This is a genomic window from Brasilonema angustatum, from assembly GCF_059505445.1.
In genome coordinates, this window is the sequence record NZ_JCACKO010000118.1 from 35,960 (window position 1) to 57,177 (window position 21,218).

At 41.6% G+C, this 21,218-nt stretch carries 17 protein-coding genes and 2 CRISPR repeat arrays; of the genes, 3 read left to right on the forward strand and 14 right to left on the reverse strand.

All coding sequences use genetic code 11. The annotated features are described in order from the left end of the window. Positions 1–198: 198 nt before the first annotated feature. The 12 genes from AC5JM2_RS19890 to AC5JM2_RS19945 form a co-directional block, all read right to left on the reverse strand. A complete protein-coding gene (locus AC5JM2_RS19890) occupies positions 199–618 on the reverse strand; it encodes a hypothetical protein (protein WP_495836578.1) in 420 nt (139 codons plus the stop codon). 100 nt (positions 619–718) lie between these two features. Further along, positions 719–1,291 carry a LabA-like NYN domain-containing protein gene (locus tag AC5JM2_RS19895; protein ID WP_495836579.1) on the reverse strand — a complete coding sequence of 191 codons (573 nt, stop codon included), beginning with the start codon at positions 1,289–1,291 and terminating at the stop codon, positions 719–721. A gap of 329 nt (positions 1,292–1,620) precedes the next feature. Next, positions 1,621–1,854, reverse strand: coding sequence for a hypothetical protein (locus tag AC5JM2_RS19900; protein WP_495836580.1), 234 nt, complete (start codon positions 1,852–1,854; stop codon positions 1,621–1,623). Positions 1,855–1,911: 57 nt separating this feature from the next. Further along, complete coding sequence (locus AC5JM2_RS19905; RefSeq protein ID WP_495836581.1) at positions 1,912–2,133, reverse strand: hypothetical protein; 222 nt, start codon at positions 2,131–2,133, stop codon at positions 1,912–1,914. A 6-nt stretch (positions 2,134–2,139) separates the two neighbouring features. Continuing rightward, positions 2,140–2,589 (reverse strand): type II toxin-antitoxin system VapC family toxin, encoded by a 450-nt coding sequence (locus AC5JM2_RS19910; protein WP_495836582.1) that lies wholly within the window; start codon positions 2,587–2,589, stop codon positions 2,140–2,142. A gap of 217 nt (positions 2,590–2,806) precedes the next feature. Next, a CRISPR array of direct repeats spans positions 2,807–4,294; the repeat unit is 36 nt; unit sequence GTTTCCAACTAATCCGATTTAACCCAATCGGTAGGG. A 218-nt stretch (positions 4,295–4,512) separates the two neighbouring features. Next, positions 4,513–4,788 (reverse strand): CRISPR-associated endonuclease Cas2, encoded by a 276-nt coding sequence (gene cas2, locus AC5JM2_RS19915; protein ID WP_495836583.1) that lies wholly within the window; start codon positions 4,786–4,788, stop codon positions 4,513–4,515. A gap of 179 nt (positions 4,789–4,967) precedes the next feature. Then, on the reverse strand, positions 4,968–6,176 hold the full coding sequence (gene cas1, locus AC5JM2_RS19920) for a CRISPR-associated endonuclease Cas1 (protein ID WP_495836584.1): 1,209 nt from the start codon (positions 6,174–6,176) through the stop codon (positions 4,968–4,970). A gap of 107 nt (positions 6,177–6,283) precedes the next feature. Beyond that, a complete protein-coding gene (locus AC5JM2_RS19925; RefSeq protein ID WP_495836585.1) occupies positions 6,284–7,252 on the reverse strand; it encodes a reverse transcriptase domain-containing protein in 969 nt (322 codons plus the stop codon). Next, positions 7,245–7,844, reverse strand: coding sequence for an HD domain-containing protein (locus tag AC5JM2_RS19930; RefSeq protein ID WP_495836586.1), 600 nt, complete (start codon positions 7,842–7,844; stop codon positions 7,245–7,247). Before AC5JM2_RS19930 ends, AC5JM2_RS19925 begins: the two co-directional genes overlap by 8 nt. Positions 7,845–7,876: 32 nt before the next feature. Beyond that, positions 7,877–9,532 (reverse strand): TIGR03985 family CRISPR-associated protein, encoded by a 1,656-nt coding sequence (locus AC5JM2_RS19935; RefSeq protein ID WP_495836587.1) that lies wholly within the window; start codon positions 9,530–9,532, stop codon positions 7,877–7,879. 16 nt (positions 9,533–9,548) lie between these two features. Beyond that, positions 9,549–10,608: direct repeats of the CRISPR family, unit length 36 nt; unit sequence GTTTCCAACTAATCCGATTTAACCCAATCGGTAGGG. 286 nt (positions 10,609–10,894) lie between these two features. Continuing rightward, positions 10,895–11,539 (reverse strand): ribosome maturation factor RimM, encoded by a 645-nt coding sequence (rimM, locus tag AC5JM2_RS19940; RefSeq protein WP_495836588.1) that lies wholly within the window; start codon positions 11,537–11,539, stop codon positions 10,895–10,897. Between the two features lie 6 nt (positions 11,540–11,545). After that, a complete protein-coding gene (locus AC5JM2_RS19945) occupies positions 11,546–12,829 on the reverse strand; it encodes a valine--pyruvate transaminase (RefSeq protein ID WP_495836589.1) in 1,284 nt (427 codons plus the stop codon). A gap of 253 nt (positions 12,830–13,082) precedes the next feature. On the opposite strand from AC5JM2_RS19945, the gene AC5JM2_RS19950 reads away from it, so the two are divergent. The 3 genes from AC5JM2_RS19950 (at position 13,083) to fghA (ending at position 16,423) form a co-directional block, all read left to right on the forward strand. Then, positions 13,083–14,195: an S-(hydroxymethyl)glutathione dehydrogenase/class III alcohol dehydrogenase gene (locus tag AC5JM2_RS19950; protein ID WP_495836590.1), complete on the forward strand. Its 1,113-nt coding sequence runs from the start codon at positions 13,083–13,085 to the stop codon at positions 14,193–14,195. Positions 14,196–14,497: 302 nt separating this feature from the next. Then, positions 14,498–15,514 carry a PDDEXK nuclease domain-containing protein gene (locus tag AC5JM2_RS19955; RefSeq protein WP_495836591.1) on the forward strand — a complete coding sequence of 339 codons (1,017 nt, stop codon included), beginning with the start codon at positions 14,498–14,500 and terminating at the stop codon, positions 15,512–15,514. Positions 15,515–15,577: 63 nt separating this feature from the next. Then, positions 15,578–16,423 carry an S-formylglutathione hydrolase gene (gene fghA, locus AC5JM2_RS19960; protein WP_495836592.1) on the forward strand — a complete coding sequence of 282 codons (846 nt, stop codon included), beginning with the start codon at positions 15,578–15,580 and terminating at the stop codon, positions 16,421–16,423. A 26-nt stretch (positions 16,424–16,449) separates the two neighbouring features. Here fghA and AC5JM2_RS19965 read toward each other — a convergent pair whose 3' ends face one another. Together AC5JM2_RS19965 and AC5JM2_RS19970 are read right to left on the reverse strand one after the other, a co-directional pair. After that, on the reverse strand, positions 16,450–17,946 hold the full coding sequence (locus tag AC5JM2_RS19965) for a multicopper oxidase family protein (RefSeq protein WP_495836593.1): 1,497 nt from the start codon (positions 17,944–17,946) through the stop codon (positions 16,450–16,452). A 52-nt stretch (positions 17,947–17,998) separates the two neighbouring features. Then, positions 17,999–21,211: a DUF4347 domain-containing protein gene (locus AC5JM2_RS19970; RefSeq protein WP_495836594.1), complete on the reverse strand. Its 3,213-nt coding sequence runs from the start codon at positions 21,209–21,211 to the stop codon at positions 17,999–18,001. Positions 21,212–21,218 lie beyond the last annotated feature (7 nt).

Here is a 21,218-nt window from a genome sequence, read left to right on the forward strand (position 1 = left end):
GGTTAAGGAGGTTATCTCAAAGGAGATCCCCCCAACCCACGCCAGGTGCTACAAGTCGGCAGAGCCGCCCAACGCACTGGCTCCCCTTAAAAAGGGGGGCTATGTTACCCATTTACCCCCTTTTTAAGGGGGTCGCCGCAGGCGGGGGGATCTTATCCGAACCGTATTGAGAGGTTATGTGTCAAGTTTCTACATGAGTCAATGTTTTTTATCCCTAATATAATGTTGTTGACTTGAAGCAAAATCTAACTCTGTAGATTCTGTATGTTGTTGAGACTGATGGTTGTTATATTCAGGTAGATGATTTGTGCTAAACATAAACGACAAGCCTACCAAACCGACAACACTGCTAATCTTGATAAATAGCAACTGTTTAGTTTGCTTTGATGTCATCTCCTCAAAAAAGCCAATTCTTTTATCAAGATTTTGTAAATAGAATTTAGCACTATTTACCTCCTGATTTACCTTTTGCAAATATTGTATGTAGTCTTGTCTGCTAAGATCAGTCACTTGAGATTCTAAAAACTCACAACGTCGAATTATTGTTTCAGTCTTTTGTGTCAGTTCCTCTAACTGACTTTGTTCTTGATTAATTAACTTGCCATTCACTGTGTTCATAAATAAGTCCTTTGTTTTTACACTTATCAGTTTCATCATTTGGTAACGCTTCCTCCACGATATGTCCTTGCTAACTAAACCACGAGCACGCTCAAATTCATTAATCAAAAACATTAGAACTACCTATCCTGTAAAAATTTTGGTTAGTATCATGCTGGTCAAATTTATCAAATACCTCAGTTAAATCGACCACACTATTAGCGGAATTTTTTAACTCACTTCCTAGAGATTGTTCGACTGAAGCAACCTCAACTCGCATTCCCCTTCTTCTGAGTTTTTCTGCTAAATAAGCAAAATCAGAATCTCCTGTCACCAAAACAACAATATCTGGTTTAACTTCTAAAGCCAATTCAATGGCATCCATCGCCATCACAACATCAACATTATTCTCGTATTCATCTCCCTTAGATTTACCTTCTTTAGTCACAATTAAGAAACCATTACTTCTTGCCCAGTAGATAAATTTTTCTTTGCTTTTGCGCTGTTCCTCAAACCTTTCTTTTGCAGGAGGTAAACCAAGATAAATCACCATATCTATTAGTTCTCTCCCCTCTTTTGGATCTGCTAAATATTCCCGCACTTTATGCCAGTTGATTTTGCGATTAAAATTTTGTGCTGCCATAAAGGTGTTATCGCCATCCGCAAGAATCATGACTCGACGAACATTTCCCATACACTCTCACCATTTCTTTTGGGTTTGTGTTTTCTTATTTATGATTAAAACTCATGGGTGGAAAGTGCTATTTCCTCTTTCCTCAGATTCCCGACAACTTCGCCAAAGTTGTCGGGAATCTTGTCTTGTTCGTATGCCCCGCATGGGAATGCCTAAAAGGACGCTTAGTTCGCGTGCAAAAAACCCGGTTTCTTCAAGAAACCGGGTTTCTGTCCGGGTGCTTAAGTGTTATGCGTAACTAATATCAAATTATTTGCTAAAGCGATCGCCGCAATTTGTAAATCATATATTTATTAAGCGAATGCAAACATTTGAATCGAGAAGATAGGTCAAAACAATGGCTCTCTGGTTTCAAATTCTCCTTGTTCTGGTCTTTGTAGCGGTTCTCCCACCCAACCGCCGATGACTTCTTCAAAAAAACCAGGCATCCAGCCCTGTTGTTGTGGTGTAACTTTTTGAATTGTTACCGTAACTTCGATTTCTGTATCTGCCAATTCTACTGGAATATCAAGATGTAATACTCTATCAGAGCCTACACGCGAACGTATTTTGATACTTTTCATAACACTTTATCTTTTTGAGAGTCAGAGGAAGCAAAGATGCTCGTCAAATCGTTGCAGTTACGATGCTTGGCTTGGCTTACTGCGTTCAATCTCATTGCAAATGTCCGCAACCGTCATATTTCCAAACAGTTGCTCTTTCACCTTCAGATAATCGACAGGCTGCGACATTGTTTCTCGAATGAAGAACGCAGCCTTCCCAATTCCCAAACGTTCAACCAACGCTTGAATCGCTTCACACCTAATTTCATCATTCTTAGGCACAGATATTGCTTGAGTCATAGTTCTTTAAGGCTCCTGATTTTCTGATTTAATTAAAGCCACAGCCAACTCAGTCGGAGTTTTCATCGCAACTGTGCCGCTATACTTCTTAATGATTCTGTCATCACAAGTAACGAAACAGTCTGCCCCTACTACTTCCGCACAGGCAAGATGTAGCGCGTCTACCCCTTTGATTCTATCGCGAGCCTCTATGTCCTGGGCTGCTGTTGTTACGGCGTTGGAGATTTCCTGAAAGTACTTTGCTTTCTGAAGAACTTTCCGGACAAAGGTTTGACGCTCACTGTAAGGATTTCTATCTGTCTCAAACACTAAAGCGTCTGAAGAAATCAGTTCCACTGATTCATACTCAATCAACAGAAAAATCAGCTGCATTGAGGTTGCTTCTAGATAGATTCGTGCTTGAGACTGATCATCAAAAATCCGGTTGAGAACACTAGTGTCTAAATATATTTTCAAAAATTTACCTATCAATTAAATATAACGATTATGGCTTTAGATTATAAGCCAATACGGTTCAGTTAGAGCCAAAAACCTTAAACCGCGTAGGTTGGGGAGCCAGCACTGCAGGAGGGTTTCCCTCCGTAGGTGTCTGGCGTTTGAGGAACGAAACCCAACATTTTTAACCCAATCGGTAGGGGGTGCATCGTAAGAATGTTCAAGTTTTATGACGAGAGTTTCCAACTAATCCGATTTAACCCAATCGGTAGGGTCAACTTTAGAATTTTCGGCTCCAGACTTATCAAGTGTTTCCAACTAATCCGATTTAACCCAATCGGTAGGGGGACGCCAAACCAATGTTAAAAGTGGGTGTATCATAAAGTTTCCAACTAATCCGATTTAACCCAATCGGTAGGGTTGCTTTGTCGTTTACTAGTTCTCTCAGGGTTTCTCTCGTTTCCAACTAATCCGATTTAACCCAATCGGTAGGGTCTATAATTACTACATGTTTCCAATAGACAACGAAGGTTTCCAACTAATCCGATTTAACCCAATCGGTAGGGAGGGTCTTGAACAATGGCAACGAGAAGATAAAGATATGAAAGTTTCCAACTAATCCGATTTAACCCAATCGGTAGGGCTTGCGCCTAAAAATGATGACACCAGCTTGTTTCTGTTTCCAACTAATCCGATTTAACCCAATCGGTAGGGCATATATTCAAGGTTGGCAAGACGGAACTGTTACATTAAGTTTCCAACTAATCCGATTTAACCCAATCGGTAGGGTTTTGCTATACTGTCAATACCATCTTGGAAAAAGAATGTTTCCAACTAATCCGATTTAACCCAATCGGTAGGGTTTTCTCTTCTTTATATACGAAAGGGAAAGAAAGTTAACGTTTCCAACTAATCCGATTTAACCCAATCGGTAGGGTAAGTTTAGGCATGAATTTTCGTAAAAGTAGTATTTTTGTTTCCAACTAATCCGATTTAACCCAATCGGTAGGGTTTTTCTTTAGTTTGTAGTAGTAAAACTACTTTAGGTTTCCAACTAATCCGATTTAACCCAATCGGTAGGGTTTTCGGTTCTGAAGTTTTAGAAAATGGTTCAAAAGTTTCCAACTAATCCGATTTAACCCAATCGGTAGGGTGAAAGCAAGCAACAAAAACATCGTTATTAATGGCGTTTCCAACTAATCCGATTTAACCCAATCGGTAGGGAAAACTGTCTATACGAGGTAAACATGAAAACCCGTGTTTCCAACTAATCCGATTTAACCCAATCGGTAGGGCTTTTGGTTTGCTGGCCGCTGGTTTGGTGCTTTCTCCTACCATTGTTTCCAACTAATCCGATTTAACCCAATCGGTAGGGGAAACCGGGACATCCTGGGATATCACGGTGTTTCCAACTAATCCGATTTAACCCAATCGGTAGGGCATTGGCTTCTCCAGCTTGGATGCCGTCTTACAAGTTTCCAACTAATCCGATTTAACCCAATCGGTAGGGGTTACATTCTGCAACTGCCGGAACTATCAATGACCCGTTTCCAACTAATCCGATTTAACCCAATCGGTAGGGTTAAAGATTTTACCCCTACCAGTGAGGGTATAGAAGGTTTCCAACTAATCCGATTTAACCCAATCGGTAGGGAATAGAGAGCTGCGTTCGCCAGGATATTACCCTTGGGTTTCCAACTAATCCGATTTAACCCAATCGGTAGGGAGTTCGTCTAGCAGCCCTTACCCAGTGAGGGTTTCAGCCGCCAAATCGACGCACCTCTGAAAAGATCATATATTTTTTGCAAAATAGAAGCAAAACACATACCTCAAATCCTTATCCAGCAAGCAATCGACGCACCTTGACGAAAAATATAGGGTTTCGGCGATTCTCCGAGGTGCGTCGATACACCATCTAAAAATCACCCCTAATCTTCCTAAAACCTAGATAACATAATACTTTGGCGGTGGTTGGGGAGACTCACCACCAATTGTTAACACTCTGGAAACCGCTTCCTGCGATATCCAGTAAAACCGCACATTATCCTCCACTGGTTTCACTAACTTTTTCACCTTTTCATGAAGTTCTCGCATTTCCTCCAAACTTAGAAAACATTCAAACACAGAAAGTTGGACTCTTCGCCCATATCCCTCTAGGAAATTAGATAACTTCGTGCGTCTTTTGTCCTCAGGAATATCATATACAATAAGCACCAGCATGCAACAATTAAATAATATAAATTCATGAAAATACAAGTTTTTTAGGATAATTCAAAACAAAGCAAGCATATTAAATGTGTAAGTTATATCGAACTTAGATGATTACTTGTGTGTGGCGATCGCCACACACAAACATGTTTTTATAAATTAGGATACTCCCAATTCAAAATCTCAGAATCTTAAACTGCTCTTAAAAAAGGTTCATAGGGAACCCCCGACAACAAACACCGTTTATATCGTCTTACTTGTAATTGAATCGCATGGCGATAGGTTGTTTGAGATTGCAAATCTGGATGAGAAACTTCTTCATTCATGCGGGTTTCAAATTGTTTAAGAAAGACTCGTCTTGCTGATTGATTTAAATAGACTCCTCCTGTGCTAGAAACTATGTCAAAATCTTGTGGGTTGAGTAAAGATTTATTAATAATCTTTAAAACAAAGCTATCAACAACAACAGACCTCATTTCCTCCATTAAATCAAACGCTAAATAAGGTTTTTGTTTCTCCCCATAATGAAAATTTCCTAAATAAGGAGAAAGTCCCTCAGCGACAAGAAAACTTAGAACATTGTTAAACAATAGCGTGTAACCAAAACTCAATAAAGAATTGACTGGATCAGTGGGAGGTTGACGGTTACGCAGAGAAAATTCAAACTTAGAATTAGTAATTAATTGACCAAAAGCCGGAAAATATCTCGCAGCAGCTATTCCTTCATAACCGCGTAACGTATCTAAATTATCTACTAAATCCAGCGAGTCGATATCTTGACTGATTCCAAAAATAGCTTTTTCCACTTCTGTGACTTTGCGCTTGCGATTCAATCGCAATAATAGCTGCTTAGAATTCATCAATTTACCGAAAACGATCGCTCTCGACACCTGAAATTGAAAATAATCATCTTGGCGTCTTTCAATCTGGATTAATTGATTATCTAAATTCGTTGACTCTTCACTCCATAAATGACCGTGATATTGACCACTTTGACTGAGAAACAAGACAGGAATTTGTTCTTGTAAACAAGCTTGAATCACCGGAGTGGACAGTTGAATATTGCCAAAAACGAGAATTTGCTGCACTTCTCGAATCGGGACTTCAAGTTTTGGTTTTTCAGAAACATGAATGATAAAGCGTTGGTAATCTTTATAAATATTTGTGCCTTGTTCGATCAGATAAATAGCTGCCATTTCTCGATGCCAAATATTTTTTTGAAAAGGACTGTTATCCTCTTCAGTTTGAAGAGGTGATTCTGTCTCTATTTCTGCGAAGAAGGGTTGATGTAGAGTCGCAACATTTTTTAAATACGCGATATCCTCGTTCCCAGGCTCAAGGTTAGAAATAACTTCAGAGATGTATTGCTTCTCGTCACCTGGAGGTAAAACCTCCCACACTGCATTCCCATCCTCTGGATGGGAACGAGGGGAAGGATGGGAACGAGGTGAAGTCCACGTAGGCGGACTTGGTTTGTGTAGCAGCGAATTCCATTCGCCAGATGTTTCTACAATATCTTCCTTACCTTCCTTGCTTGCGTCCCCAGATTTGGGACTTTTTTTTTACTGCTATTTTGAGATTGATTTTGTTTTTCTATAGCAGATTTCAACTTCTCCTCATTAACATTAACGGGGAAAATTGCATTCTCCAAAAAACCATGACCTAAAAACCGAAACCCACGCCCAAAATTAGTAATTTGGGTTTTCTCAGCATTCATCGTCAATCCCATCGAATTCAACAGATTGATAATTTCTGACTTCGCTGACAAAATTCGCTCTTGAGTACGCGATAAAACCAAAAAATCATCTGCATAACGCACGAGTTTTAAATCAGTTGCGCTCACGCATTCATCAAATTCATGTAGATAAATATTCGCCAACATCGGAGAAATCACAGCACCTTGAGGAATACCTTTTTGCGGTAAGACTAACCCCTCTGCAGTGAACACCCCAACTGATATCCAAGACTTAATCAAACATAAAATTCCCGGATTATCTATATATAATCTGACTTCTTTTAATAACCTGTGATGGTCGATATTATCAAAAAATCTGGTTATATCCGCATCCAACACCCAATGATATCCCATATCTCGCCAATCAGCGATTTTTTCTACCGCATTAAGATAAGATAAATTGGGACGATAAGCAAAACTAGCAGGCGAAAATTTATCCTCCATTAACGGATACAGTATATTCAACAAAGCCTGCTGCACAATTCTGTCCCGTACAGTTGGTATTTTTAACTCTCTTTGAGTGCCATTTCTTTTGGGAATAATCACCTGCTTGCAAGGACAAGGTTGATAAGTACTATTAGCAACAGCATTTAGTAATTGATAAATATTTACAATTTGATTGCGAGCAAAACTATCAATCGTTTCTCCATCTACTCCTGCACATCCGCGATTTTCTGCTACCTTTTGCCAAGCATTTTGAAAATTCTTAATATCAAGAAATCTGCTAGCAATATCAATCATCTTTCACCTTCTCAAATTCACGAACAATACGATTTAATTCCTCTACCAACCAGGAACGATCATCACTTTCTAAAAACACTGCCAGCAAAGTACGGTAATACCATAAAGTTCCATCTTTACCACCCTTGAACTTTTGCCAGGTTGCTTCTCCTTCTTGATGTAAATCATTCAAAATAGAACGAGCATTATGCAATTTATCCGCTAGGGCTACCCTACGAATCGAAGCTGAAGCATGACGCAATTTTTCAATATATTGCTGTTTGCGTTCTTGCCAAGGTGGCTTTGGTATCGTATCTGAATCAGTGCAACCGTCAACTATTTCACAGACTCTTTCACCAAACATATTTAAAATGACTTGGCGGGTAGCTTCGCCTCCTTGATCTTCGATCGCATCATGTAATAATCCTGCGATCGCCTCATCTTCGTCGCCACCATCTTCTAATACCAGCGCCGCCACACTTAATAGATGACTAATATAAGGTACATTACCTACTCCTTTTCTAGTTTGTTTAGCGTGAAGTCTGGTAGCGTAAACCAAAGCTTGTTCAAAACGATGAGTTAATTTTGATGTTTCTGTTGGGTTTGAGTTCATGGTATGATTTCCCTGATAATTTACATATCTTGTTATTTATAAAGTCTGTAAGTCGCTTCCATATCTCTTGTCATGCGATCGCGAAAATGCCAAGGTAAGATAACCTCCACATTTGGTCCCCAAGCCCGCAGACGCATCACGATGTTATTATCATTAACACGATAATCGACTTTGCAATAAATATCTTTTTCCGAACGAGATTGTAAGGTTGAAACCAGATATTTTTGTTCTACTGATGCTAAAGGAGTGTAAACCTTCACTAATTTTTCAACCTGTTGGAGAGAGATTTGTGTAAACATTTCCTCGCGTTCCGTTCCTTTAATGTTATTTCCATAAAAATACTGGTCAAATTTCAAAACTAATAACTCCTGTGGTTGATAGATATCAAAACCCCAAGCGGCTGACATTTTTTCTTTAATATCGTCAGGATTCGGTGGAAATTTACCCTGACATTTATTTATAAAGTGTTTGGGAATATTTGCATCATCTACATTTTTTGGCAATTCATCTAATTCGAGAATTCGGTCAAGACGATAATCATACCAATCTATTTTGCTCCAACTATTATCCTCATCTTGCTTAGGAGTTTGACCGTAAGCAAATAGATAAGGTGCGCGTTGATAGTAGTAAATACAAACCGGATAAACAATACAATCAACTGTATCATGATAGAGTTTAGCACTTTGATAAGTTAACTTCACCAACGGTATCTTCTCTTGTGCCCAAAGATTTTTCAACTGCTTTTGCAGCAACTCAATGCGCTCATATAGCCGGGAATGAACGATGTATTCTGCATGAATAAAAAATCGCTGAATACCATTAATGGGTTGAGAAAATGAATTATTGAAAGCAGACAATTCTTCATTGGTAAACTGTTCTGAAGGAATTTCTTTCTCTTCCAGACGTGCTAAGAAAAAATCTGGAAAATTATCTACTTTCAAGTATGTAATTTGATTGACTTCTGCTTGACTCTGTGGTTTTTTTAACCATCCCAGATTGACTAATGACTGAAAGTCATATTCTTTCAAATTTCGACTAGTGACAGCAAATAAACGCCCATCCGACAACGATTTAGAAAATTTCTGAGATTTTTTGCCATTGCTAGTCGTCACTGATGCGTTATCTTGTTGACTATTTATCAGGGAATTAGTAATTATCCCCGTCAACAGCAAACTTTCTAATTCATCAAATTGAATACAATAATATTTTTGAAATGACTGAGACCATTTCTTTTTATCAATAGTTAAACTGGATGCAAACAACCACTCAGTTAATTTTGTAGCGCAGCGACATTCTTGATGATGTAAAATTGGAGCCTTGTCGCGTGAATGTTGCTTGGTCGCATCCAGAAAAAACAAATCGCGCCATTGAAGAAAAGTAAATTCTTCTTGTAATTCTAATTTAATTTCATCACCGTCATCTCCATAGATAGAACGTAAAATAACCCATAATCTTACCGCTTTCCCTAAGTTTTGTTTTAAGGAACCCGGCGTTAACAACTTTAAGACTTCTACACTGGGAGGATAGTTAAAAACTTCTCTCTTCATAATGCGTCCTGCTGCTTGTGGAGTATGTTTCCAGATTAACAGCAGGTGGAAAATGCTATTTCCATCTTTTAAGAAATACAGGGAACAGGGAATATAGCGCTTCTCGATGGCGTGCAATACGCGGCTGTAGAGACGTAGCATGCTACGTCTCTACATTATGCCTGGCTAATCCGATTTAACCCAATCGGTAGGGTACCTTGATTTTTTCTTGCGCCAAAAAGCAGACGTAGCGTTTCCAACTAATCCGATTTAACCCAATCGGTAGGGACTATACCCTATTTATGCTTCTGGATTAAATATATTCCAGTTTCCAACTAATCCGATTTAACCCAATCGGTAGGGGGTTACAGTTGGATGAACAAGAAGGGTATACCAGTTGTTTCCAACTAATCCGATTTAACCCAATCGGTAGGGGTTCTGGTTTATTGTTTAGGAAATAAGGAGAATCGTTCAGTGTTTCCAACTAATCCGATTTAACCCAATCGGTAGGGGTGGTATTCAAGCTAAACACAAAGACAGGAATGTTATGTCACGTTTCCAACTAATCCGATTTAACCCAATCGGTAGGGTTTAATGCGCAATGCGCAGCAAATGTAGGACTGCAGAGTTTCCAACTAATCCGATTTAACCCAATCGGTAGGGCGTTATAACAACGTCACATCGGCTAAAGTATCAGGTTTCCAACTAATCCGATTTAACCCAATCGGTAGGGGCATAGCTATCGTACTGGAGATGTTGTCTTCAGTTTCCAACTAATCCGATTTAACCCAATCGGTAGGGACTCCTTCAGAAGAGTTTTACGTTTTTCCCAAATGGCCGTTTCCAACTAATCCGATTTAACCCAATCGGTAGGGTTTGAATTTCAGAATCAGCTCGAAAAAGTGCTGTGGTTTCCAACTAATCCGATTTAACCCAATCGGTAGGGCAGAATTGAAGTCATAGGCTCTAGAAGCCGATGGTTTCCAACTAATCCGATTTAACCCAATCGGTAGGGGCAAACGCAAAAGTTACAGTTAAAGACCGTAGAACAGGGTTTCCAACTAATCCGATTTAACCCAATCGGTAGGGCATCATCAGTTCCAAAAGAAAAAGTGGAGGTGATAAATATTAGTTTCCAACTAATCCGATTTAACCCAATCGGTAGGGTGGGAGTATTTAGGTTGATTTTGGGCGCATACTTCGTTTCCAACTAATCCGATTTAACCCAATCGGTAGGGAGTTCGTCCAGCAGCCTTTACCCAGTAAGAGTTTCAGCCGCCAAATCGACACCACTCTAAAAAACATTATACCAGTTGTGCAAAATTGAGCAACACACATACCTCAAACCCTTGCCCTACAAGCAATCGACACCACTCAACGAAAAATATAGGGTTTCAGCGATTTGGCGAGTGGTGTCGATGCAGATCTAAAAATTACCCCTAATCTTCCCCAAACCTAGATAACATAATACTTTGGCGGTGGTTGGGCTTATCAAAGCGAATTTGGTATTATGAAACATCAGTACTACAGTTCCAATAACCCATCTGGTGGTGTAATTTCAATGCGACCAGCTGCCAAATCTACCACTGGCACTATAGCTTTCACAAACGGAATTAAAATATTCTTTTGACTTTTCTCCCCAAGTTGTCCCTCTTGATGCAACTGCACTTCTAATAAATCATGACCAGCAGGAAGAATATCCACGACTGAACCAAGAAGTTCCCCAGATTCCTGGATAAAAACTGGTAAGCCAACCAAATCTATGACGTGATATTCATCTTCTCCTAATTGAGGGCGATCGCTCTGTTGAACCATCAACTTACACCCGCGCAATTCCTCCGCTTGGTTGCGATCTTCCACTCCCTCCAATTCGATGATGTACAAATTTTTACCCGGTATATAACGTCCTGATAGTAATTCTACGGTTTTCGGTTCCGTCTGCTCAGGACGCAACAACCAACGTATTCCAGGCACCTCAAAGCGTTCCGGGAAATCCGTATCAGGATAAACCCGCATCTGTCCATCCAACCCTTGAGGTGCCACAATTGTGCCAATTTCCAGCCAGCCTTCAGGAGTGGAGAATAGGGAGGATGAGGAAGATCTTGCTCTGCTATCTTCCTTATCTGCCTTCTTCGTGATCTTTTTCTCTACGTTCTTGCGGTTTGTCATACTCAACTAAGCACTAACAGCAGCACGTTGATAAACCTGTTGTACCACTTTTGCCAAACGCTGCATACCCGTGGCAATTTCCTCATCACTTCCAGTGAGACTAATACGGACACACTGGTGCTTGTGTTCCCACTCTTCGTGCAACCCAGGGAAGAAACTACTACCAGGAACAACTATAACACCTACTTGCTTGAGTTCTTGGTAAAACTCCCAGTCTGTTATTGGCAAGTCTTGCAACCACAACCAAGAAAAAATTGCCCCCTCACCACGATGGAGGAACCAAGGTAAATCATCGGGCATCGCTTCGTTTAACGTGTTTTCCAAAACTGTAAACTTATTCTGATAAAACGGGCGAATAACCTGCACAGAAATATCTGCCAGTGCACCAGAGTTAATAGCACGCGCTGCGATCGCTTGTCCGTAGCGTGAAGCGTGGATACAAGCATTTGTTTGGAAACCCTCTAGAACTTGAATCACCCGTTCATCCCCAATCGCAATCCCAATGCGTTCTCCTGGCAATCCAGCTTTTGATAAACTCATGCAATGGATAATATTATCACCAAAGATTGGTGTCATTTCAGTAAAGTTCATCGCTGGGAACGGGGGGGCGTATGCCGAGTCAATGAACACTGGTACATCATAAGGCGCTGCAAGGGCGGCGATTTTTTTCACCTCATCATCCGTAAGGACATTACCAGTGGGGTTGCAGGGACGAGAGAAGATAACGCAACCAGTTTTCTCTGTAATCGATAGTTTGCTAAAGTCGGGGCGGTATTTAAACTTATGTGCGGCTGCGTCGATATCCAATGTAGGTTTGTAAGCAATTAAGGCTTCTGGCACTAGACATACACCACCGTATCCTGTATAATCTGGGCTGAGTGGCAGAACGATTTGCTTAAGTTCACCGCTGGTAGTGTACCCGCCAAAAGCATTCGCAGCATAAAAGTAGAGAGTTTGACTTCCTGGGCTGATAAGGATGTTGCGTTCAGTCAAATTCAAGTTATATCGCTGATTAAAATCCCTAACAATTGCTTCAATCAGTGGTAAATAGCCCTGACTTGGTCCATAACGACAAACGACTTCACCATATTCTGGGCTAGCCAGCAATTGTGCCGTGCAATCCCGCCATAACTGTTCCACTTCAGGCAAAATCAACGGATTACCAGCACTCAAATTTATCAATTGCTGCCCTGTATGAGCTCGTAAAGTTTCAACAATGTCCTTCATAATGGCTCTAACTCCAGTCAGGTTGGACATCTGGACGCCGAATTGAGTCAGGGCAGGGTTCATAGGCGATGAAAAAATAAACGTAATCTAATGGTGGGCAAAAAAGCTGCTAGCGCTTATATCCAATGTAACTACACAATGGCACTATCGTGTACAGCAATACCAAAAATCGTAGGGTGGGCATTGCTCACAAAAGCTTATGTGATAGACATTTGAGATAGTAATGAGCAATGCCCACCTTACAGAAAAACGCTGTAAACTAACTTGTAGCGTCCCTGTAGGGCAAATTTTGAATTTCTGATGAGGAGAACTGATTTTGAAAGTAAAAGCAGCAGTAGCTTACAATCCGGATAAGCCGTTGAGTATTGAAACAGTTCAACTAGAAGGACCATCAGCTGGGGAAGTGATGGTCGAGATTAAAGCTAGCGGAGTTTGCCACACCGATGCTTATACTCTTTCTGGTAAAGATCCTGAAGGTTTATTCCCAGCAATTTTAGGACACGAAGGCGCAGGTATTGTTGTAGAGGTGGGCGAAGGGGTTACTAGCGTCAAGCCAGGAGATCATGTTATTCCTCTATATACCCCAGAATGCCGTAGTTGTGAATATTGTCTCAGTCTCAAAACCAATCTTTGTCAGGCAATTCGCACGACTCAAGGGCGCGGTGTTATGCCTGATGGTACCAGTCGATTCTCCATTGATAAGCAGATGATTCATCACTACATGGGGACATCCACCTTTTCCAACTATACGGTACTGCCAGAAATCGCCGTCGCAAAAATTCGTGAGGATGCGCCGTTTGATAAAGTTTGTTACATTGGCTGCGGCGTGACAACAGGAGTTGGTGCAGTCATCAATACGGCAAAAGTCGAACCAGGAGCAAATGTGGTGGTTTTCGGTTTGGGTGGTATTGGCTTAAATGTCATCCAAGCGGCACGGATGGTAGGAGCAAATATGATTGTGGGGGTAGATCTCAATCCCAACAAAAAAGCTCTGGCAGAAAAATTTGGCATGACTCACTTCGTCAACCCCAAGGAAGTTGAAGGAGATTTAGTTCCTTACCTGGTTGACTTAACAAAAGGCGGTGCTGATTACAGTTTTGAATGCATTGGTAATGTGAATATTATGCGCCAAGCCTTGGAATGTTGTCACAAAGGTTGGGGAGTCAGCGTGATTATCGGCGTTGCTGGTGCTGGCGAGGAAATTAGCACCCGTCCTTTTCAACTAGTGACTGGGCGTGTGTGGAAAGGTTCAGCGTTCGGTGGTGCAAGAGGACGAACTGATGTACCAAAAATTGTTGATTGGTATATGCAGGGCAAGATAAATATTGATGATTTGATTACCCATGTGATGCCAATTGAGCAGATAAATGATGCCTTTGAATTGATGCACAAGGGCGAGTCAATTCGGAGTGTAGTCACGTTTAATTAGTTAAGGAAGCACACAGAAATTTTCCTGGTTTACCTCGTTCCTCTCGTTCCCAGCCTCTTCCCTCGTTCCCTCGTTCCCTCGTTTCCCTCGTTCCCTCGTTCCCAGTCTCTGGCTGGGAATGCATTCCATGAGGCTCTGCCTGTTGAGATTTGTATACTATGAAATCATGCCACGCATCTTTGAGAACATAGATTTGCAACTGCTACCGATTTCGCGAGAGACGCTGAAGATGTCGTATCGGGCAGATTTTTGCGTTGGCTACTTCAATTCTATAATTGTAATTCATTTATCAAAAATTCCCTATGAGTGAACTCAATCTAGAGAATTATAGTAAATGGCTAATTGCTGTTAAACAGCGTATTCGTGCAGCCCAGTATGAAGCGTTAAAAGCAGTTAACAAAGAATTAATTGCTCTCTACTGGGACATTGGGAGGTTAATTGTTAGTCGTCAACAGGGGGAAACTTGGGGGAAGTCGGTGGTCAAAAATCTCTCTCAAGACTTACAAATAGAGTTTCCTGGCATACAAGGATTTTCAATTGCCAATCTTTGGCGAATGAAACTTTTTTATGAAACTTATGTGAATAATGAAAAACTCGCACCAATGGTGCGAGAAATTGGCTGGACTCACAATCTGGTCATTATGGAGAAGTGTAAAGACGACCTCGAACAAGAATTTTATATCCGCATGACGCGGAAGTTTGGCTGGACTAAAAATGTTTTAATGAACCAGATTGAAAATCAAAGTTATGAGAAAACTTTACTCAATCAAACTAATTTTGACCAAACTGTTCCAGAGAGTATTCGTAACAAAGCAAAATTAGCGGTTAAAGATGAGTATACATTTGACTTTTTAGAACTAGCAGACGAACATAGTGAGCGTCAGTTAGAGCAAGCTATTTTGACGAAGGTGGAACCATTTCTTGTAGAAATGGGCGGAATGTTTACATTTATCGGTAGTCAGTATCGTTTAGAAATTAGTGATAAAGAATATTTTATTGATTTATTATTATTTCATCGCCGCTTGAAGTGTTTGGTGGCTATTGAGTTAAAAATCGGTGAATTTTTGCCAGAATATGTGGGTAAAATGCAGTTTTACTTGGCAGCGTTAGATGACAAAGTAAGATTAGAGGATGAAAACCCTTCGGTGGGTATTATTCTCTGTAAGTTGAAAGATAAAACTATTGTGGAATATGCGTTGAGGGAGTCGAATAAACCTATTGGTGTGGCGACTTATCGGATAGTTTCAACGTTACCGCAAGAGTTACAGGATAAACTTCCTGCACCGGAACAGGTAGCAAAATTGTTAGAAGGGTTTTAAAGTCTCAATTACCACAAAAGAAGTGAGTTATGAGACAGTAAAAGTAACCAAATTTCAACACTCATGACTAACCCCAACCTCACCTCAGAATATAAATCCTTCGGTGGTAAACTCGGCTTCTATACTCATCCCTCCTCTACCTGTAACGGGGAAATGCGCTTTGCTGTCTACCAACCACCGCAAGCCACCCAAAAACCAGTACCAGTTCTTTATTTCCTCTCTGGTTTGGCTAGCACAGAAGAAAACTTTATGATTAAAGCTGGGGCACAGCAATATGCGGCAAAATACGGTTTAATGCTGGTTGCACCAGATACTAGTCCCCGCAACACTGGTATTCCTGGTGAGGATGACGACTGGGACTTTGGGACAGGTGCTGGCTTTTATGTGGATGCAACTGTTGAACCTTGGGCGTCTCACTACCGAATGTATAGCTATGTTGTGCAAGAATTGCCTGCTTTAATTGCCGAACATTTTCCTGCACAACCAGAGAAACAAGGCATTTTCGGTCATTCAATGGGGGGACATGGTGCGCTTGTTTGCGCTTTGAGAAATCCCCAGCAATACAAATCAGTCTCAGCTTTTGCACCCATCGCCGCACCAATGCGCTGTCCTTGGGGTGAAAAGGCGTTTAGCCGATACCTTGGTGAGGATAAGGAAAGTTGGCGTGCTTACGATGCCAGTGAATTGGTCAGGCAAACACGATACCACAGTCCGATTCTCATCGATCAAGGTACGGCTGATAAATTTCTTAGTCAGCAGTTGCTACCTGAGGTGTTAGAGCAAGTTTGTGCAGCAGTTAACCAGCCGCTAAACTTGCGTTATCAAGATGGCTATGACCACAGTTATTATTTCATCGCCAGTTTTATTGAGGATCACATCCGTCACCATGCGCTTTCATTAACGGTTTGACACTCCTGGCTTGAGGAAATATAAATTTAAAGCGGTGGTGCTGGAAGCGGTCTGGCTGGGGCTGACATCGGATTTATCCCGCCTTGCCCCACTTGAAACTGACTCATCATGTCGTGGTCTTCATGAACCATGTTGTGGCAATGGTACATAAATTTACCCGCAAAAGGTCTAAACCTCCCAATCACCCGTACTGTCTCATTTTCACCAACGTAGGCGACATCCTTCAGACCAACCTCATAAGGAAAAGGCTGTTGACCATTACGGTCAAGTATTTGAGCATCAATGAGGTGGAGGTGCATTGGATGAAACGAGAGATTTGCGGTGTTGCTAAATGTCCATATTTCCACGTCTTCCAGTTGAGGATTTGCATCCACTCGATTTCGGTCCCACCCATTACCATTGATCACCCACATTCCATTACTATTCTGCTCCACTGTGAAGTTGCGAGTTCGTACAGCTGAGGATTCTGGAATAAATTGAATATTGCGTAGTGTGCTAGGAACAACGCTGTCATCTGTTTCAGAACGCACTACATCAAAGCGCATAATTTTGTCTGTGTTGGCGAAAACAAGGTTATGTGGTAGTGGAAGATTTTGCAGTTCTACCTGAGTCCCTAAGGCATATTTGGAGAAATCGATAATTAAGTCATAGCGTTCTGCCGGAGCAAGACGTATGTTTTGAGTATTCACTGGTGCAGACATTAACCCACCATCAGTACCAATCACAGTCAACGCATCACCTGTACTCAGAGCAAGTCCATAAGAGCGGGAACTTGATGCGTTTAACACTCGGAAACGGTACTTGCGGTTAGCTACCTCCATACGGGGCCAAGGTACGCCGTTGACTACAATTGTGTCACCCATCACACTGGTCTGATTTCGATTATCAAAAATGAGTGAATTATCAGACGCAAATTGCCTATCCTGGATGATCAGAGGAATATCATAATTTCCTTTGGGAAGTGGCAACCCAAGTTCTTGATCATCTTGGACGATATACATTGCAGCTAATCCCATATACACATTTTTGCTAGTCTGAGCAAGCGCGTGGTCGTGGAACCAGAAATTAGCAGCTCGGGAGTTGGAATAAACGTAATCTTTGTAATAACCTGGAGAAATGAAATCCAAAGTGTAGCCATCGTACTGGGGCGAAGATGTCATTCCATGCAGGTGAACTGATGTATTCACATCAAGATTATTGATAAACCGTACAGTTGATACCCGGTTTGCACGCTGTTTAATTATGGGACCGGGAAATATACCGTTATAACCCCAAACCTCGGTAGTGCGTCCAGGTAAAATGTCTACTTGACCCTTCTGCATTTTAATTTGGTAGTAGTCAGTTGTTGAATCGCTACGTACTGGGTTCAACACTGGTGGTGTGCGAAAGGAAAGTGTAAATGGCGCGACTGTTCCACTGACTGTTTGAGTGTATCCTCGATACTGAAGTCCTACAGGAAGTAAAACGGTACCTCCCGCAAGGGCTACGATCTTCATTGCTTCACGTCTGCTGATTCTCTTCATAGTCACATCTCTCTAGTTTTTTGTATAATTTAAACTATAATAATGCGTATAATCACGCCTTACTCAAATTGATTCGCACAGTTACATCGTTGTAATCCTTGTCACCGCCATTAACCAGATCCTCAAAACCAAAAACGTTATCTCCCAACAGAGAAACATGATCCGTTTTGTCAGAATTAGCACCCAAGAATGAAAAATAAACTTGTGGATCGTTATTGGAATTACTATCTAAAAGTGCATCAGGTTTCCCATTGACGATCATGAACGGGGCATACAGCGAACCACCATTGAAAATTCCAGTGAAATTTGCTGTTGCGTGGTTGTTCACCGTCAAGTCAATGCCAGGAACACGTCCTTTAACAGCAGCTTGTGCATAACCAGCATCTCCTGGACGGAGGTCAACAATACCGTCACCATTGGTATCAATACCACCCTTGTCATCTGCTATTTTGTAGAAACCAATAAAGTCACTAAAAGCAGCTTCTCTGTTGAGAACAAAATCAGCTTTGACTTGAGTGTTAACTTGTCGCAAGTCGATTAGTTGATCTTGCGGTTTTCCTTGCAGACTGCTACCTAAAGAAAATTCTTCATTTGTTGCTTTCACGTTGATTCCCAAAGCATTGAAGTCACCATTTTGATTTAATGGATCTTTCCAAGCCAAAGAGAACTCTCCGTTGTTCAAGCTTTCGACTTTGAAATTTGCTGCAGATGGAAACACCACTTTTGTTGAAGAGGTATTATCAAACAACACTGAATCTGTGGTGCTGTCAGGTACTAAATAAAATCTCAAGTTGGCATTTGAGTCGAACGCCAATTTACGTGTCAGGTCGGTATCAAATCCATTTGGGGTATTAGCAAGAGCAGAGAAAATAACCTGAGATCGATTCAAGGCAGCTTCGCTGTATCCAGCGCTACCAGGGAGAATACCGTTGATTCGACCTTGTGCATCGTCAACAGTAAATACTCCTACTTCATTGACAAGTGAAGAACTATGATCTGTGAGCTTAACTGAAAGTTTGGTTTGACTACTATTACCTGTAATGTTGAAAACATCAGAAGCAATTTGAGTTAACTGAGGAGTTGTTGTGGGTTGAGTAGGTGGAACAGAGGGATTACCCTTATCAACGCCCTTATCAACACCCTTATCAACGCTCTTATCGACGCCCTGATTGACGTTGATAGTGAACTGTCTGTCAAAGTAGAGTCCACCGTTGTCAGTAGTACGGGCGCGGATGTTGTAACTAGATTTGCTTGCAAAGTTGGGGGAATTATTAATGAGTAGTTTGTCGCCATTAATAGTAAAGACGGCATTATCAGTATCGCCCGTCCCCGTCACTAAGCTGTAAGTGTGCTGGTCGTTTGTATCTGGATCTATGCTAGTGAAAAGGCCAATTTGTGTTGCCGCAGGCACCTTGTCATCTACGCTAGTAGCACTCAACGCCAAGTTTGTTGGGGCATTGTTGGTTATAGTGTCGTAGAGGAAGATGTCACGGCTGTTATTAGTGTCTCCTGTTACTAAGTTGCTGGCATATGACTCATAGGCGACATAACGTCCCGAACCGGAGATGACGGAGTTGTAGGATAAGTCATTTCCCTGATTGTTTTGTGAATCTATAGAAACACGTTTGGTGGTGCGTGTTTGAGTGTCGTAGACAAAAATGTCGGCAGTGTTATTAGTGTCTCCTGCTACTAAGTTGTTAGCATATGAAGCATATGCCACATAACGTCCATCTGCCGAGATGCTGGGGGAGAAGGATTCGTTATTTCCCTGATTGCCCTGTGAATCTACGGAAATGCGGCTGGTGGTGCGTGTTTGGGTGTCATAGAGAAAGATGTCACCAGTGTCGTTAGTGTCTCCTGGCACCAAGTTGTTAGCATATGACTCAAATGCCAGATAACGTCCATCTGTCGAAATGACGGGCGAAAAAGATGCATTATTCCCTTGATTGCCCTGTGAATCTACGGAAACGCGGCTAGTAGTGCGTGTTTGAGTGTTATAGAGGAAGACGTCACGAGTGTTGTTTGTATCGTCAGGAACTAAGTTGCTAGCAAATGAATCAAACGCCACATAACGTCCATCTGCCGAAATTGCAGGAGAGAAAGATGCATTATTTCCTTGAGTTCCCTGTGAATCTACTGAAACGCGGCTGGTGGTGCGTGTTTGAGTATCATAGACAAAGATGTCATTAAAGTCATTCGTGTCATCTGCTACTAAGTTGCTGGCATATGACTCAAACGCCAGATAACGTCCATCTCCCGAGATGGTGGGGGATAAGGATACGTTATTCCCCTCATTACCCTGTGAATCTACGGAAGTACGACTGGTGGTGCGTGTTTGAGTATCATAGACAAAGATGTCACTAAAATCATTCGTGTCATCTGCTACTAAGTTGCTGGCATATGACTCAAATGCCACATAACGTCCATCTCCCGAGATAGCAGGACGCCCATTAGCAGCGTTATTTTCCTCGACACTCCCTGAACCTACAGAAACGCGATTGGTAATGCCTGTCTGAGTATCGTAGACAAAAATATCACTATAGTTATTTGTGTCATCTGCTACTAAATTGCTGGCATCAGACCGAAATGCTACATAACGCCCCGAAGTCGAGATGGCTGGGCTCAACGAGTTGTTATTTGTCTGGTTACCGCTTGCACCTACGGAGACGCGGCTAGGGTTTAACACCCCAGTATATGCGACTTGAGTTACAACAGGAAATGCCAACGATATCGTCATTTTCTGTGTACTCACTTCCAGTTTCCAGTTACCGCCTAAAGCTGGATTCCCTGTGGGGGTAGTGGAAGCAGCTATTTTTGCTCCTGTTTTTTGGCGCAATTTGGCTATGAATTCGATGCCGATGTCTGTGGCTGCAATGTTGCAGCCATAGAGCAACAACGAGGGAGTAGAACCCTTTGGAAACCATCCCTCTAAGAGACTGGCGTAGAATTCTAGGGTTTTTAAGTTCAAGCAGCTATTGCCCAGATACAAGCATCCTGGTGAACCGTGTGAAACTATATGGACTGTGGTTATATCGTCTGCTCGCTGAGACAATGCAGTAGTGATTTGCTCGACACCATCCCATTCTGGGTGCAGGAGTATCACCTGTGTGCCCTTCTCCACTCCAGACATTAAGGTTTGATAATCCGCTACGGCTGTGTCTATGAATACTAAGCTTCTAGAAAGAACACTGCTGGGCTGATTCTGCTGTGTTGCAATACTAAAGCGATTATGTTTATTAAGGGTTTGTGTTTGAGTTGGCTGCATGAGTTTT